Source organism: Hungatella sp., assembly GCF_046966825.1.
The window spans coordinates 1-15,431 of sequence record NZ_JBKVCZ010000147.1; the positions used below are offsets into that span (position 1 = coordinate 1).

Annotated in this window: 14 protein-coding genes; 12 read left to right on the forward strand and 2 right to left on the reverse strand. The window is 48.0% G+C overall.

What is annotated here, in order from left to right:
* From ACLTD4_RS28390 to ACLTD4_RS28445, 12 genes are all read left to right on the forward strand, one after another.
* Positions 1-790: ABC transporter permease (locus ACLTD4_RS28390; RefSeq protein ID WP_412331753.1), on the forward strand; the 790-nt coding region annotated here is incomplete at its 5' end.
* Positions 790-1,674 carry an ABC transporter permease gene (locus ACLTD4_RS28395; protein ID WP_117634679.1) on the forward strand — a complete coding sequence of 295 codons (885 nt, stop codon included), beginning with the start codon at positions 790-792 and terminating at the stop codon, positions 1,672-1,674. The genes ACLTD4_RS28390 and ACLTD4_RS28395, both read left to right, overlap by 1 nt.
* 13 nt (positions 1,675-1,687) lie before the next feature.
* Positions 1,688-2,668 carry an ABC transporter ATP-binding protein gene (locus ACLTD4_RS28400; protein ID WP_117634681.1) on the forward strand — a complete coding sequence of 327 codons (981 nt, stop codon included), beginning with the start codon at positions 1,688-1,690 and terminating at the stop codon, positions 2,666-2,668.
* 2 nt (positions 2,669-2,670) lie between these two features.
* Positions 2,671-3,621, forward strand: a complete 951-nt coding sequence (locus tag ACLTD4_RS28405; RefSeq protein WP_117634683.1) for an ABC transporter ATP-binding protein — start codon at positions 2,671-2,673, stop codon at positions 3,619-3,621.
* Positions 3,618-4,220, forward strand: a complete 603-nt coding sequence (locus tag ACLTD4_RS28410; RefSeq protein WP_117634686.1) for a hypothetical protein — start codon at positions 3,618-3,620, stop codon at positions 4,218-4,220. Before ACLTD4_RS28405 ends, ACLTD4_RS28410 begins: the two co-directional genes overlap by 4 nt.
* A 28-nt stretch (positions 4,221-4,248) precedes the next feature.
* Complete coding sequence (locus tag ACLTD4_RS28415; RefSeq protein WP_117634688.1) at positions 4,249-5,493, forward strand: hypothetical protein; 1,245 nt, start codon at positions 4,249-4,251, stop codon at positions 5,491-5,493.
* A 13-nt stretch (positions 5,494-5,506) separates the two neighbouring features.
* Complete coding sequence (locus tag ACLTD4_RS28420) at positions 5,507-7,069, forward strand: carboxylesterase family protein (RefSeq protein WP_117634690.1); 1,563 nt, start codon at positions 5,507-5,509, stop codon at positions 7,067-7,069.
* A gap of 24 nt (positions 7,070-7,093) precedes the next feature.
* Entirely contained in the window at positions 7,094-8,470 is a 1,377-nt protein-coding gene (locus tag ACLTD4_RS28425; RefSeq protein ID WP_117634692.1) for a hypothetical protein, read from the forward strand.
* A gap of 10 nt (positions 8,471-8,480) precedes the next feature.
* A complete protein-coding gene (locus ACLTD4_RS28430) occupies positions 8,481-9,413 on the forward strand; it encodes a Gfo/Idh/MocA family protein (RefSeq protein WP_117634694.1) in 933 nt (310 codons plus the stop codon).
* Positions 9,410-10,597 (forward strand): MFS transporter, encoded by a 1,188-nt coding sequence (locus tag ACLTD4_RS28435; protein WP_117634696.1) that lies wholly within the window; start codon positions 9,410-9,412, stop codon positions 10,595-10,597. Before ACLTD4_RS28430 ends, ACLTD4_RS28435 begins: the two co-directional genes overlap by 4 nt.
* A gap of 21 nt (positions 10,598-10,618) precedes the next feature.
* A complete protein-coding gene (locus tag ACLTD4_RS28440) occupies positions 10,619-11,938 on the forward strand; it encodes a neutral/alkaline non-lysosomal ceramidase N-terminal domain-containing protein (protein ID WP_117634698.1) in 1,320 nt (439 codons plus the stop codon).
* A 21-nt stretch (positions 11,939-11,959) separates the two neighbouring features.
* Positions 11,960-13,339 carry an MATE family efflux transporter gene (locus tag ACLTD4_RS28445; RefSeq protein ID WP_117634700.1) on the forward strand — a complete coding sequence of 460 codons (1,380 nt, stop codon included), beginning with the start codon at positions 11,960-11,962 and terminating at the stop codon, positions 13,337-13,339.
* Positions 13,340-13,479: 140 nt separating this feature from the next.
* Here ACLTD4_RS28445 and ACLTD4_RS28450 read toward each other — a convergent pair whose 3' ends face one another.
* Positions 13,480-14,931, reverse strand: a complete 1,452-nt coding sequence (locus ACLTD4_RS28450; protein WP_181988708.1) for a hypothetical protein — start codon at positions 14,929-14,931, stop codon at positions 13,480-13,482.
* A gap of 25 nt (positions 14,932-14,956) precedes the next feature.
* Positions 14,957-15,358 (reverse strand): SufE family protein, encoded by a 402-nt coding sequence (locus ACLTD4_RS28455; RefSeq protein WP_117634702.1) that lies wholly within the window; start codon positions 15,356-15,358, stop codon positions 14,957-14,959.
* Positions 15,359-15,431 lie beyond the last annotated feature (73 nt).

Genomic DNA, 15,431 nt, shown 5'->3' on the forward strand with positions numbered 1-15,431 from the left:
GGGCCTGACGGACCCATATCTGATCCGGCTGGGAAAATTCCTTTCCAACACGTTCTTTCACATGGATTTGGGAACGTCCTGGTTCAGAGGTGTTCCGGTTCTAACGGAACTGACGGGGCGATTTCCAAGAACCTTATTTTTAGGCATTATGTTTGTCATCATCAGTACCGCTGTTGCGCTTCCGCTGGGAATTACGGCTGCCATCCATCAAAATGGATGGCAGGACCGGGTCTGTATGGTGGTGGCTATGGTATGCACTTCCGTACCGGATTTCTGGCTGGCACTCATGATGGTATATCTGTTTTCTTTGAAACTGGGATGGCTGCCATCCTTCGGAATTGAACAGTGGCAGTGCTATATCATGCCGGTGATCGCAGGATCACTGCATGGAATCGGACAGCTGGCGCGCCAGACCCGTTCGAGTATGCTGGACGTGTGCCGGGCTGATTTCGTGACGACTGCCCGGGCAAAGGGGCTTCCGGAGAAGCGGGTGATCTATTCCCACATGCTGCCCAATGCTTTGATACCTGTTATTACAATCATCGGAGGAAGTTTTGGAAGAAGCATTGCAGGTACCATTATTATTGAGCAGGTATTTTCCATGCCGGGGATCGGTTCCTATATTACAACCGCCATTACCGGCCGCGATTATCCTGTCGTACAGGGCTGCGTGATTGTTCTGGCGATATTTATTGCTATCGTTATGCTGCTGGTGGATCTTGTATACGCCTATGTGGATCCCAGAATAAAGGCGCAGTTCGTAGCTCAAAGTAAAAGGAGGAGTAAATGATGACCGCTTACACAGTTGGTGCCGGCGTCCAGGCAGGAAAAAAAGAAGGCATGGTTGTTCAGACCATGAAGAGGCTTCGCACGAATCATACCGCTGTACTTGGCCTGGCGATCCTGGCAGTTCTGATCCTGGTGTCTGCTTTTGCTCCGGTCACGGCACCCTATTCGTATACAGAAATGGACATGCTGCAGCTGAATGCGGCGCCCTCGCTGAAACATTTATGCGGTACGGATTCGCTGGGCAGAGATATATTAAGCAGGCTTATCTACGGCGGCCGCTATTCCCTGTTTCTGGGATTCTCCTCCTCTGTTTTATCCATGGCTGCGGCTATCGTGCTGGGTTCGCTGGCAGGTTATTTTGGAGGCTGGGTCGATAACGTTGTACTCAGAATTTGTGATGTAGTCCAGGCAATTCCCGGAATTCTGCTGTCCATTGTAATCTCAGCAGTTCTCGGCCCGGGGTTCTTTAATACGATTCTGGCCCTGGCGATCGGCGGAATTCCTTCGGGAATCCGGCTGACCCGCGCACAGATTTTAAGTGTCCGCAGCGAAGAATATTTAGAGGCGGCAGCTTCCATTAACTGCAGCTCCGTGCGTATTATGTTCAGACATATACTGCCTAATGTCCTGTCTCCTCTGATTGTCGGATTTACCATGGGAATTGGTAATACGATTATGCTGGCCTCTTCTTTAAGCTTTATCGGTCTGGGGGTACAGCCGCCGGCGCCGGAATGGGGGGCCATGCTTTCCGCGGGCCGTGACTTTATCCGCAATTATCCGTGGCAGATTTTATTTCCGGGAATTTTCGTGTTCGTAACAGTATTAAGCATTAATCTGTTTGGCGACGGGCTGCGCGATGCACTGGATCCCAAGATGAAGAAATAAGGAGAAAGAAGCTATGAACGGGGAAGAGAAGAAATTTGTATCGGTAAAAGATCTTGTCATTGAATATACGTCCGGCGGAAGCATTATTCACGCGGTAAACGGTATTTCCTTTGATCTTGCCGAGGGCAGCACACTGGGACTGGTGGGAGAGACTGGCGCGGGGAAAACCTCTATTGCAAAGGCAATTATGAGGATTCTTCCGGACCCGCCTGCTAAAATCTGCAATGGTGAAATCTTCATTGAGGGCGAGGATATCTTAAAGAAGCCGGAGAAGGACATGCTTGAAATACGGGGCGATAAGATTGCCATGATATTTCAGGATCCGATGACGGCGCTGAATCCTGTGAAGACCATCGGAGAGCAGATTGCAGAAGGAATTCTTCTGCATAATCAGATCTCGAAAGGCGATGCGAGAGACATGGCCATCGATATGCTTAAAATGGTGGGAATTACAGAAGAAAGATATGAGGAGTACCCGTTTCAGTTTTCAGGAGGGATGAAGCAGAGGGTAGTGATTGCCATGGCATTGGCCTGCAAGCCGAAGCTTTTAATTGCGGATGAACCGACGACAGCGCTGGATGTGACGATTCAGGCCCAGGTGCTGGAGATGATACGTGATCTTAAAACACAGCTTAATACCTCCATGATTCTGATTACCCATGATTTGGGGGTTATTGCAGAGATGTGTGACGAAGTTGCAGTGGTATACGCAGGGCAAATTGTGGAATATGGGAAGAAGGCGGATATTTTTAAGCATACCGCCCATCCGTATACCATCGGTCTGTTCCGCTCCCTGCCGGGGCTGTCCATGGATGAGCCAAGACTCCATCCGATAGAGGGGCTTCCGCCGGATCCGTCTAATTTACCGGGCGGATGCAGCTTCAGTCCAAGATGCCCTTATGCAACGGAAGAATGCAGAAAGACGGCTGTAAAAATGAAAGAACTGGCTTCCGGCCATCATTGCCGGTGCCTGTATGCGAAGCGGGAGGATTAAGTATGTCTGCTTGTATAGAAGTTAAAAATTTAAAGAAATACTTTGATACGCCGGCCGGAAAACTACATGCGGTGGATGATATTTCTTTAAAAATAGAAAAAGGTACCACCATGGGGGTGGTAGGCGAGTCTGGATGCGGAAAATCCACTCTTGGGCGGACCATTGTTCATCTGCAGGACAGTACGGACGGCCAGATATTTTTAAACGGTGAGGATATCACCCATGTACAGGGAAAACAGTTGAGAGTGCTCCATGAGAAAATGCAGATTATTTTCCAGGACCCCTACTCTTCCTTAAATCCCCGCATGACGATCGGTGAGACTATACGGGAACCGCTTCTGCTGTCTAAGAGATATTCCAAACCGGAACTGGACCGGGAAGTTACGAAACTGATGGATAAGGCGGGAATCGAAGCGAGACTGCGGAATGCCTACCCTCATGAACTGGATGGCGGAAGACGGCAGCGTGTGGGAATTGCACGGGCACTGGCGCTCGATCCGGAGTTTATCGTATGTGATGAACCTGTCTCAGCCCTGGATGTATCCATTCAGGCTCAGATATTGAATCTCCTGATGGACTTACAGGAAAAAGACAAGCTTACGTTAATGTTTGTCACACATGATCTGTCCGTTGTACGTCATATATCGAATTCCATATGTGTAATGTACTTAGGACAGCTGGTAGAGACGGCACCGTCGAAAAAACTGTTTCATATGCCGGTGCATCCCTATACAAAGGCTCTGTTGTCAGCAATACCATCGACAGATATTGACCGGCCGAGCAAACGGATTCTTTTAAAGGGCGAGCTGGCCTCACCGATCAATCCGAAGCCGGGCTGCCGGTTTGCTTCCAGGTGTATCTATGCGGAAGAGCGCTGTTTAAAGGAACAAAAATTAGAGGAAATCGAACTGGGACACTTTGTATCATGCTGCAGAGCGGAGGAATTTTTATGACAAAGGATTACCACAGCCGTTTTTATCACCGCTGTTTTGAAGGATATACGGAAAAAGAGACGGCTGATGAGACAGGAAAAATAAAAATCAACAGAGCCTATACCGGAGATTATTATTATCCGGATATGACGGAAAATGATCGGAGAAAACACAAAATAGCCAATGGATTCCTGTATCTTGCCGCTGTGATTTCCTATGTACTGGCCGGAATACAGAGGGTACCCTTAAACAGTGTCTGGTATATCGCATTGCTGCAGTCAGGGGTATTATTAAGCCTGATCTGGGTGACATGGCCTCTCTATTACTACATATCTTCTGAAAAGAGGATGACTGTCCGCATTTATAAGGATTCATCGCTGTGGCTGAAAGGTGTCAGTCTGGGATCCGCCTGTCTGCTTTTTGGGATCGTATTAACAGCGGGGACTGCAGGTCTGATTTCTGGTCAGGGCATGCCTGGAAAGAGTATAAGTGTTCTCGCCGGATACTTGTTAAGCGGAATCTCCATGCTTACTATCTATCTTTATGAAAGAAAGATTTCTTACTTTACCGAGGCGAATACGACGAAAAAACCGGAAAAGGGCGTTACAATTCGTTACTGAGGAAAGCGCTGAAAAGTAGGAGGAAATGATGGAAAAGGACAGAAAATGGAAGGCAGGAGCCGGAATGGCGGAAATAGAATATCCGGCCTGTTTTTTCCCGGAAGAGGGATTCTTTAGAATACACGATCCGATCCATGCCCGTGTATTGATACTGGAAGAAGAGGAACGGTTTGTCATAGTGTCGCTGGAACTGCCTTCCTTAAGGCCGTATACTCTGATCGATGAAATGAAGCGCGTAGTGAGAGAGGCAGTCGGTGTAAACGATAAAAATATCTGGATCTGTGTGACCCATGACCTGGCGGCGCCTCATGTTCCTGACAGAGAGACGAAGAGAGAAAAATATGAAATTCATATACGGGCAGTAAAGAACGCGATCAGAGAGGCCTGTACGGCTGCGGTCGGGAAGATGGAGCCTGTTCGGGTTTATACAGGAACCGGAGTATCTGATATCAATGTGAACCGGGATATGGAGACAGCGGACGGATGGTGGCAGGGAATAAATCCCGATGGAACTGCGGATAAACTGGTGTCTGTGGTACGATTTGCAGGGCTGGATGGAAAGACTGTTTCCGTTCTTTATCATTATGCGGTTAAATCTTCCACGCTGGAAGGGGCTGTTATGCCGGATGGCAGCCGGTATGTGACGGGCGATGTTACCGGGGCCGCCAGCAGAAGGATAGAAGAAAAACTGGAGGTTCCGGCCATTTTCTTTATGGGCGCAGCTGGGGATCAGGAGCCTAAATATCAGGCGGAGTTTGACCGTGTCGATGAGGCAGGAAATCTGGTCCATGTGAATCTGGGGCTCGAGGGCTTTCGATTTACGGAGGAACTGGGCGGAATCCTGGCGGCCGATGTGTTGAGAATCCTGGAGAGTATGAAATGCACAGAAGAATCACGGATGCGGATCGCGCACAGGGTGCTGTGGCTTCCGGGTCAGCAGTTTTATCAGGGAGGAAAACCGTATCATCCGGAGAAGGATTATAAATTCATCCCTTCCGAAGATGAAAAGCTGATAATAGAGGTTCTGCAGTTGGGCAGTACCGTATTTCTGGGACTTCAGCCGGAAGCTACGGCGGCGGTGGGACTGAAACTGCGGGAAATGAATCCCGGCTGTCTTCCGTTACTGGTTGCAATGGTTAATGGAGGGAAAGATTACTTATCTGATGAGACGGCGTACGAGAGAATGACGTTTGGGGCAATTCACTCTGTATTCGCCAGGGGAGCGGCGGAGCTATTTCTGGAATATGCGACGAAGTTACTGAAAGAACTGTAGATGGAGGAAGAAAATGTTTCCCAGACAATTAAGAGAACAGGCAGTCTGCCGGCCGGATTATCCGGTCGCCTGTACACAAATGGGGCGGATCAGAGGGATTGTGGCGGAGGGAACGTATATGTTCAGGGGAATCCGCTATGCATCCTCCAGGCGTTTTCATAAAGCAGAGAGGATAGAACCGTGGGAGGGAATCCGGGATGCACTCTGTTATGGAGCTCCCTCGCCTCTGCTGACAGAGGCGGCAGCGGCAGACGAGAGATTTATCCCTCACCGCTATGCGCCGGCGAACGAAAACTGTCAGTATATGAATATCTGGACCCAGTCGCTGGATCGGAAATCCAGGCTGCCGGTCATGGTATGGATGCACGGAGGTGGCTGGAAAAACGGCTCATCTATCGAGCAGTTTGCGTATGACGGAGAGAATATCTCAAAGTCCGGAAATCTGGTTTTTGTTACGTTCAATAACCGGCAGAACTGCTATGGTGCCCTTGATCTTTCGTCGTTCGGCAAAGAATATGAAGATTCGGTCATGGCCGGTTTAAGCGATGTGATTGCAGCCATGAAGTGGATTCAGGAAAATATTGAGGCGTTTGGCGGTGACTGCAATAATGTAACGCTGGTCGGCCAGTCAGGCGGTGCTAAGCGCGCCCTTGCATTAATGCAGACGCCGGAAGCAGATGGACTGTATCATAAAGCCGCGCTGGGAAGCTTCGCAGGGGAGCGTATGGAGGTCCCGGCCGGCTGGACACGGAAGAAGATAGCCAGGAGGATGGGGGAACTCACCGCAAAACAGCTGGGTCTTGATAAAAATTCTATTGAAAAAATAGAGGGAATCCCACATTGGAGGCTGGCAGAAGCGGTAAATGCTGCGGAGAAGATGTTAAAATGCGAAGTCCCTGACCGGTTTCGGTGGGAACCTGTTGCAGATAATCAGTATTTCTATGAGGATCCGTTTTTATCAGGTTTTCGGAAAGAGACACGTAAGGTTCCTCTGATGACTGGAAGCAGCTTTGGGGAGATGGCGAGCAATGCCAGAATTAAAAAGGGCGCAGGCAGCAAAAATTTCTGGAACGAGTCATATATACGTAAACTCCTGGAAGAAGAGTTTGGCGGGAGCACAGAGCATGTAATCTCTTTGTTCCGGCAGGCTTATCCAGAGAAAAATCCGGCAGATGTGCTGTTTATGGACCAGTTACTTCGGGGGAAGCTGCTTGAACTGTCACAAAGAAGAGCTGCCGAAGGAGGGAAGGTCTGGAACTGGCTGTTTAACCTGGAGTCACCTCTGGATGGAGGGGTAACCGCCTGGCATTGTTCCGAAACGCCGTTCATTACCGGAAATGCCTGTTATATGGAAGCTTCGTATATTCCGGGTATAACCGAAGCTTTGCAGGAGAGTATGATGAACGCCTGGACTGCTTTTGCAAAGGAGGGAGATCCAAATGCCTGCGGGCTTCCGAATTGGCCCTGTGTGGAAGCAGATAAGATACCGACGATGATATTCGACCGGGATATTACGGTTATGACAAACCATGACCGCGAGTTGTTTTGCATGTTAAAGGATATGCGGGAAAAATAACTGTTAGAAGAAGGAGGAACCAGGATGAAAAAACAACTGTTCTGTGGGGCGTCAAAAAAGCTGATTACGCCGAGAGAGGATCTGCTTCCCTATATGATGGGATTAGGTGGAGCCACGTTTGGGAAGATACAGGATGAGCTTTATGTACGGGTGATCGCTTTCAGCAATGGGATCAATCAGGCAATGCTGGTTTCCTTTGATCTCGACAAGGCTCCGTATCCGGAGGAAAACACGAGACTTTTGCAGGAGAAGACCGGGACCCCTGCGGATCATATTCTGTTCTTTGCAATTCATACACATACTGCTCCACTGACCGGATACCGTCCGTTTGAACCCAAACATGATATAAGCGGAAAGCCTCTTAGAGTACAGGAAGCAATCAGGGAATATGAGGAATTCGTGAGATCCCAGATGATCGCTGCCGCAATGGAGGCGGTGGAGAGTCAGAGACCGGCGAAACTCGGTTACCGCTATGGAAGCAGTTATATTAATGTCAACCGGTGCCAGGATTACATGATGGTCGGATGCGATGGCCGGGAATATACGGAATGCGGTCTGGGAGCTAATGGAGCAGGCCCGGTCGACCATACAGCATTTGTCATGAAAGTGGAAGATATGGAGGGAAGACCTATCGCGTTTTTCATAAATTATGCGGTTCATTGTGTGACAATGTTTTTAAATGACATTGGAGACGGACGATCCGGAATCAGCGGCGATATAGGAGGGAATGTCAGTCAGTACATGGAAAAAAGGTTTGAGGGAACCGTGGCTGTCTGGTCCAGCGGCGCAGCAGGGGATATCAATCCTGTAATGATGACTCAGACCATCTACCCGGATGCGGATACAGGAGAACCGGTGGGCCAGTGTCTGGGAAAATTGGAAGATTCCTGTCTGATTCTTCGGGCTATGGCAGGCCGTCACTTTGCAGATGTGCTGCAGATTATCAGAAATATTAAGTGTGATGAGGAGGTGGTGGATATCGGTTCCGCAATTGAATGGTCCAGAACGCCTGGCTGTGAAGACGTCCTGAAAAACGGACAGATCCGGGATGAAAACAGCAGTTATGGAATCCGCATGCACCTTTTACGAATCGGCCAGGTAGCTCTTATGGGTATCAATGGTGAATTGTATACAACTTTAGGGCAGAAGATTAAAGAAGTATCACCGATGAAACACACCATTATCATCAATCATGAGAGCAGTCTGCTTTTGGATAACCCCGGTTACATCCTGGACGACGAGACTATCTGCCGATGCCAGGCCGGCGAGGGCGGCCGGATTCCTGTTAATGGATTCTGCGGTGTACCGGATACAATCGCTGCTTCTCTCAAGAGTCATACGAAAATAATGTTTGAAAGGATCTTGTGCGGAAATTGCCTGATTTCCGGTTCTCAGGAATAGGGTGGTGTCAATGGAAAAACAATTGAGAATTGCGTGGTTTGGAGAATGGCATGTACACGGAAAAGACTTTGCCCGTAAGCTGGCAGATTATCCCGGCTGCAGCGTATACACCGTTGGGTGCGATAATTATGAAAAGATTCTTGCAGATCCCCTTATAGATGCGGTCATGATTACGTCTGCCACAGCAGATCATGGCAGACTGATTACCGCGGCGGCCGCCGCAGGTAAGCATGTCTTTGTGGAAAAGGCGCTGGCCGTGTCCAATCAGGAGGCTTATGAGATCCGGGAGGTTGTTGAAAAAAACAACATCCATTTTACCATGTCAGACCCCGTCATGAAGGGTCCTCAGATGTTTGTCAAGAAACTTACCGATGAGGGAGTTCTCGGAAAAATAACGAATGCCCGGGTACGAACCGTCCATCCGCTTGGAATCCTGGGCATGCATAAGCCGCAGTTCTATAACCGGACAGAAAGCGGGGGTGGGGCGATGATTGACATGGGCTGTAAGGCCGCCCATACCCTGTATGAACTTTTCGGAAAACCGGTCCGTGTATGTGCCATGTTTCAATCTTACACGGAAATGGGGCAGAAGAATGGAATTGACGAAAATGCGGTGGCAGTCTATGAGTTCGGTGGCGGTGTACTTGGAATCGCGGAAACGGGCTGGGCATCTCCCAAGTATCAGTACGCCCTCGATGTGTATGGAACGGAGGGTTGCGTGTCGGTATCTGATACAGAGGTGAGGTACCGCCTGAATACCGGAAGCTGGATTACCGTGCCGGAAGAATCGCTGCCGGATCCTATGATTTATCCTCTTACTGACTGGATCGACAGTATTAGAAAAGACCGCCCAGCCAGGAACTGCGGAATCGAGGAGGCTGTCCATATAACTGAAATGATTACGGCAGCTTATCGTTCTGAAGGGATGGCGATTACGATATGAAGAAGGAACCGGAAAAGATCTTAAACAGATGCTTTATTCATATATTTTTAGCTAATTCACTGATGTATTTAAGTCAGTGGATGGTAAATTCCCTTGTAGCTAAATATGCGGATCATTTAGGTGCAACGGCTGCGATGGTGGGGATTGTATCCAGTATTTTTGCCTTGACGGCCCTGATTTTTAAGATTGTATCGGGACCGGCCCTGGATACCTACAACCGCCGTGTGATTCTGGTTATTGCCATGTGCATTATGGGGATTTCTTACTTTGGCTACAGTGCTTCATCCAATATGCCCATGCTTGTGTCCTTCCGGTTATTTCAAGGCTGCGGGCAGGCGTTTACGGCAACGTGCTGTCTGGCTCTGGCCTCGGATACGCTGCCGCCGGATAAATTCGGAACGGGAATCGGCATATTTTCTCTGGCGCAGGCGGTGATGCAGGCGATTGGACCTACCGTGGGACTGGCACTCATGAATTGTCTTGGATATCATCTGACCTTTATAATTGCAGGTTTCATTATGGTAGTTGCCGCTGTATTGGCAGCAGGAGTCAATGTTCCTTATGAGAAAACGAAAAGCTTTAAAATCAGTTTGGACAGTATTTTTGCAAAAGAGGCACTTTTGCCGGTAGTCCTCATCTTTTTCTTATCTACGGCATTTAGTGTTATCAATTCCTTTTTGATCTTATTTGCCGGTAAGCAGGGGATTACGGGAAATATAGGACTTTATTTTACCGTTTATGCCTGTACTTTGCTTTTTACGAGGCCGCTGATTGGAAGGTTATCAGACCGGTTTGGAATGGTAAGAGTGGCAATCCCGGCGATGTTTTGTTTTGCTTTGTCCTTTTTGGTGATCAGTATTTCCACTAGTCTTGAGATGATACTGTTAGCCGGTTTCATAGCCGGTTTTGGATATGGTGCCTGCCAGCCGGCCATCCAGACGCTGTGCATGAAATGCGTGCCTAAGAAAAGACGGGGAGCGGCGAGCAGCAGCAGTTACATAGGCAATGATTTAGGGCAGCTGCTTGGCCCCAATGTGGCGGGATCAATGATTCTTGCCTTTGGATACCATGCAATGTGGCGGTTTATGACGCTGTTTATAGTTGCTGCGCTGATTCTTGTAATTATATACAGAAAGAAAATTTACTCAATAGAAAGAAATTTCCGGACAGGATTGGTACGATAAATTCAGCAAAGAGGTGATGACATGGGAAAATTATATGCGGGAGCCGCAAAGGTGTGTATGACGCCGCCGCAGGAGATGATGCCGGCTTACTTTCACGGGAATATGATTTTTGAAGGCGTTTATGAAGATATTTTCCTAAGGGCCCTGGTGTTTGACAATGGAGAACGGCGTATGGCAATGATTTCATATGAATCCGGAGATATGGCGAGGATGGATGATTTGAGATCTGCGCTGGAAAGGGAGTGTGGGCTCAAGGCGCGAAACGTATGCTTTGCGGCAGTCCATAATCACGAGGCGCCAACGTTTGCCAACACTCATAAAGGCGTAAAGAATAATCCGAAAAAGTTAGAATGGGTCATGAGATACGGTGATTTTGTGATTCGGCAGACCGTAGCATGTGTGAAGGAAGCGATACGAAATATGAGGCCGGCTCGCTATTCGGTGGGGACGGGAAAGAGCTTCATTAATGTCAACCGGGACCAGCTTTTTGAAAATGGGCTGTGGGGACAGGGAAGAGATTTTGAGGGAATTTCCGATAAAGAACTGGCTGTGCTCCGATTTACGGATATGGAAGGGAAAATCATTGGAGCCGTAATCAATTATGCGGTTCATGGTACGGCCTGCTATCAGGGGATGGATGAGAAACAGGAGAAATACATGATTGCCGGTGATTTACCGGGGATGATCAGCGGTTATTTAGAAGAGCGCTACCAGGCTGACGGCGCGGTCTTTTTGTGGACAAGCGGAGCGGCTGCGAATCAGAATCCCATCTTCTTCAGCCGGTATCAGAGGTATGAGCACGATAAAACTCATGGACTGAGTTACTCTATTGGATATGGGGTATGGACCTTATGCCGCCATTTAGCGGAAACTCAGGCTGTGGATGTGATCGGTGTGCTGGAGAACATGGGGGAAGGAAGAGAACGGGTACATATAACGGTGGTGGATAAGAAAATTGTGCTTCCGGGTCAGAAAATCATCTATTCGGATGAGGGGAGAGTCGCTGTGATGGCCCGTGCGGATACTGCCTTTTGCGGGACCGTTTTAGAGGGAGAGCCGGTAGAACTGGAGTTAAAATTAGTGACACTGGATGATTATGCCTTCTTTGGATTAAATGGCGAACTGGACTGTGGGATTGGAATGCGTTTAAAGGAGTGCGCACCGCTTAAACATACGTTTATCATTACTCACACCGGTGAAAGAGCCGGATATTTGCCCGATAAGCGTGGATATGACAATCACACACAGGAGTTTTACGCTTCTAATGTAAAAGACGGATGTACGGAGGAAAACTTAATTCCGGCAGCTATGGAGATGTTTTGGCAGCGGCTGGCAGATTAGACCGGCACTAAAGGAATGACAATGAACGAGATGACAAAAAAAGAAAAAGTAGGTATGGATATGACGGAAGGGGCCGTGATGAAGACTCTTCTCCTCTTTTCCATACCACTGGTTACGGCCAATCTGCTTCAGGAATTTTACTCCATGGTAGATCTGATGGTAATCGGAAAATTTGTGGGCAGTATTGGAACCGTCGGAGTTTCAACAGGGGGAGAGATTGCGGATATTCTGACTCCGGCCGCTATGGCTCTGGCAGCGGCCGGACAGATCTATATTGCTCAGCTGACCGGTGCCGGAGATAAAAAGCGAACGAGAGAGACGGTGGGGACCCTGCTTACCGTAATGCTGGGGATTGCAGTTGTCTTTTCTGTTTTGATACAACTGTTATGCTCTTATCTTCTGGATCTGCTTAACTGTCCGCAGGAAGCCATGAGCGAGGCCATCGCTTATCTTCGGATTACTGCTTTTGGGATTCCATTTATATTCGGATATAACGGAGTATGCGGAGTGCTCAGGGGGATGGGGGAATCGAAAAAACCGCTGTTTTTTATATTAATTGCAGCCACGGTAAATATTTTTCTGGATTTACTGTTGGTAGCGGTTTTTCATATGGGAACCGCAGGAACCGCGATTGCGACCGTTCTGGCCCAGATTGGAGCGTGTGTGGCAGCATTTGTCTATCTTTATCTGGAGAAAGAGCAGTTCGGTTTTGAATGGAAGCTTTCCTATTTTCAGATTCGTAAGGAGGCGGCCTTGATCCTGCTTCGGTTGGCGGTTCCGAGGATATTCCAGTCCTGTTGTATCCGTTTTTCCCTTTTATGGTGCAATTCCAATATCAACAGTTACGGAATGACGGCATCTGCGACAAACAGCATTGGTAATAAACTTCAGAAGATATCCACAACGGTATTGACTGCAATCGACACGGGATCAGGAGCCATGATCGGTCAGAATATGGGCGCGAAGAAGACGGACCGCGTGAAGAAGATTGTGCTTTCTACACTGACGGTTACGCTGACAGCAGCGACAGCAGCTTCCTTACTGGCAGTCCTGTTTCCGAAGGAATTGTTCGGTATCTTTACCAAAGATGCCGGAGTGATGGAGATGGGGGTTACGTATCTGCGAATCATGGTGATCACCTTTTATTCTGCTGCGCTTCTTGGGACTTTTCAGGCAGTGGTTACGGGAGTTGGTTTTGCATCCTTTGGCTTCGTAATAGGGATGCTGGATGGCGTGGTATGCAGGATTGGCTTCAGCCTGTTTTTTGTTTCTGTGATGAAGTGGGGAGTGGTAAGTTATTTTATGGGACACGCGATGGCAAGGCTGATCCCATTTGTATTGTCCTTCCTTTACTATGTCAGTGGCCGGTGGAAACATCGGAAACTGCTGACGGAATTGTAAAAATGTATGGAGGAGTGAGACTCTGGTGCCGGTATTGAGAGATGCAGAGTACTAAAGTTATTCCCCAAAAGCTGCTGAAGCAAAATTTGCATCAGCAGCTTAGGTCTATTCCATATAAACAAAATTATCAGTAGAAATCATCAATGAAATGTCTCAACCTCGAAACCCACGATTTCTCCTAGTTCCTGAAGCTCTTTGACGTGATTGCCATAGATAATGGCCTGGTGATGGCCGTAGCCGCCCTTTACCAGGGCATGCCGGAATTCTCTGGCGCCGCCTTCAATGTCGTAAAATACAGCCGGACTGCAGTAGACTGGACGGAATTCACAACCCAGCGTGTGTCCTACAGCCACAATCATTTTTGTGCCGTCCCGGTTAAAGCGCCCCATAGTTACGGTCTGGCCGTCTTCCTCGGCCATGTTTACCTGGTAGTGGGTTCCCCAGCCCTGAGTTGTGAAATGACCAAGTTCATAATTCTGCTCCGGCTGGTCGTAACCACGCATTTTCCGTACAGGTACGGCATGATGGATTTCCAGGACATCATGGTCAAAAGTCCGCCCGAGTTCAGGAAGCAGCTTCTGCATACCAAGATGTCCCAGATCCTTCGTCCCGGCGGGAATGAGAACAGGGTTACCCATAAATACGCTCTGGCGGGTTAAGTACATCATCATCATCATGGCCATCCAGACGGCTAAATCTTCTTCGCAGGTGGAGGGAATCCGATCATCTTTATTGAGAGAATGAGTCATACAGGGCACGAATTTATGCTCCTGAGGAAAACGGCTCGCACAAAGTTCTTTGCATGGAGTGGTGAACGCATTGCATTCATATTCTTCCATCATATTCCGAACCGCATGGAAATAACGCAGATCATTGCAGAGAAAATCTTCGGTTGTGTCTGTCTTGTCCGCATTTTCCAGTAAGGCCTTCGCTTCCCTGTGTATGCCTTCATCAATCTGAACATTTTCAAAGTATTTGAATATCTGACGAAAATCTATTCGATTGTTACGTATACCGTACCGTTTATACAAATCGACGAGGTCACCGCAACCGGTATTAACGGAAGTCGGAATCTGTTCCGTGTTGGACAGGATCAGGACTTTTGTGCTGGCAACGGCTTTTCGCACCTGGAGACAAGTGAGCAGCCTGTTATATTCCTCATAATCGTGCGCCATGTAGGCGTCGAGCCCTATCTGGCGGTAATAACTTGCCACATCGAGAGGAGTCGGGCCTAAGTCGATCATGGAGACCGGTTTCTTAAGACGTTCAATTCCCGGTATCCGATATGTAATCAGATACAAATCTACCAGATGGTTTTCAGGCATTAATTTGTCAAATTCGGAATCTTTTACAACGAAACTTTCGCCGAATTCCAGATAAGCCGGTTCCATGATGTTACAGCGTGTCAAATCCAGGTTTTCCTTCAGCTCCTTATACCAGAGGTTAAACTGTTCTTTTCCAGCTCTGCGTTCGTATTCGGGAGTGCCTTCCTCCCTCGGACCTACACGGCATGGGCCTTCCCACCAGTCAGAGTGAATCATGTTACTGAAAACCGGTTTTACATTTACCTTGACATCCATTGCATACTTCATACGTATTCTCCTTTTGCATTGTAATTTATTTTTGAAATGTACATAATTTTTTGTAGCATTTCAGTAATCCATTTTGTTTGATTTCCGGATAAATGACTTCATCAGATATAGATTCAAGAAATTCAGGAGGGTTACCGGAAATATCCTCCGGAGATTTTCCGTTGTACAGAGTCTCGTAAATTGCGAGAATTCCACATACAAGAAGAGAGTCACTTTCACTGGTGAAATGAATGAGCTTTTTCGTACAATCCACGTTAATCCAGATTGCTGTTTTACAGCCGGTGATTCGATTTATGTCTGTTTTAATGGAGCTGGCAGGATTTTTCTGAAGCCCTAGAGTTATCAGATAATCACATTGAGAGCCTGCATCCTTAAGTGCTGTAAACAGGTCCGTATACGTTTTAACTGCTTCGCCGGTGTTCGTCATCTATCGCCTGCCCTTTCTGCAGATATTCTCCAGTTGTTCGGCCAGAATATCTATTTCCTGTTTCGTATTGTAG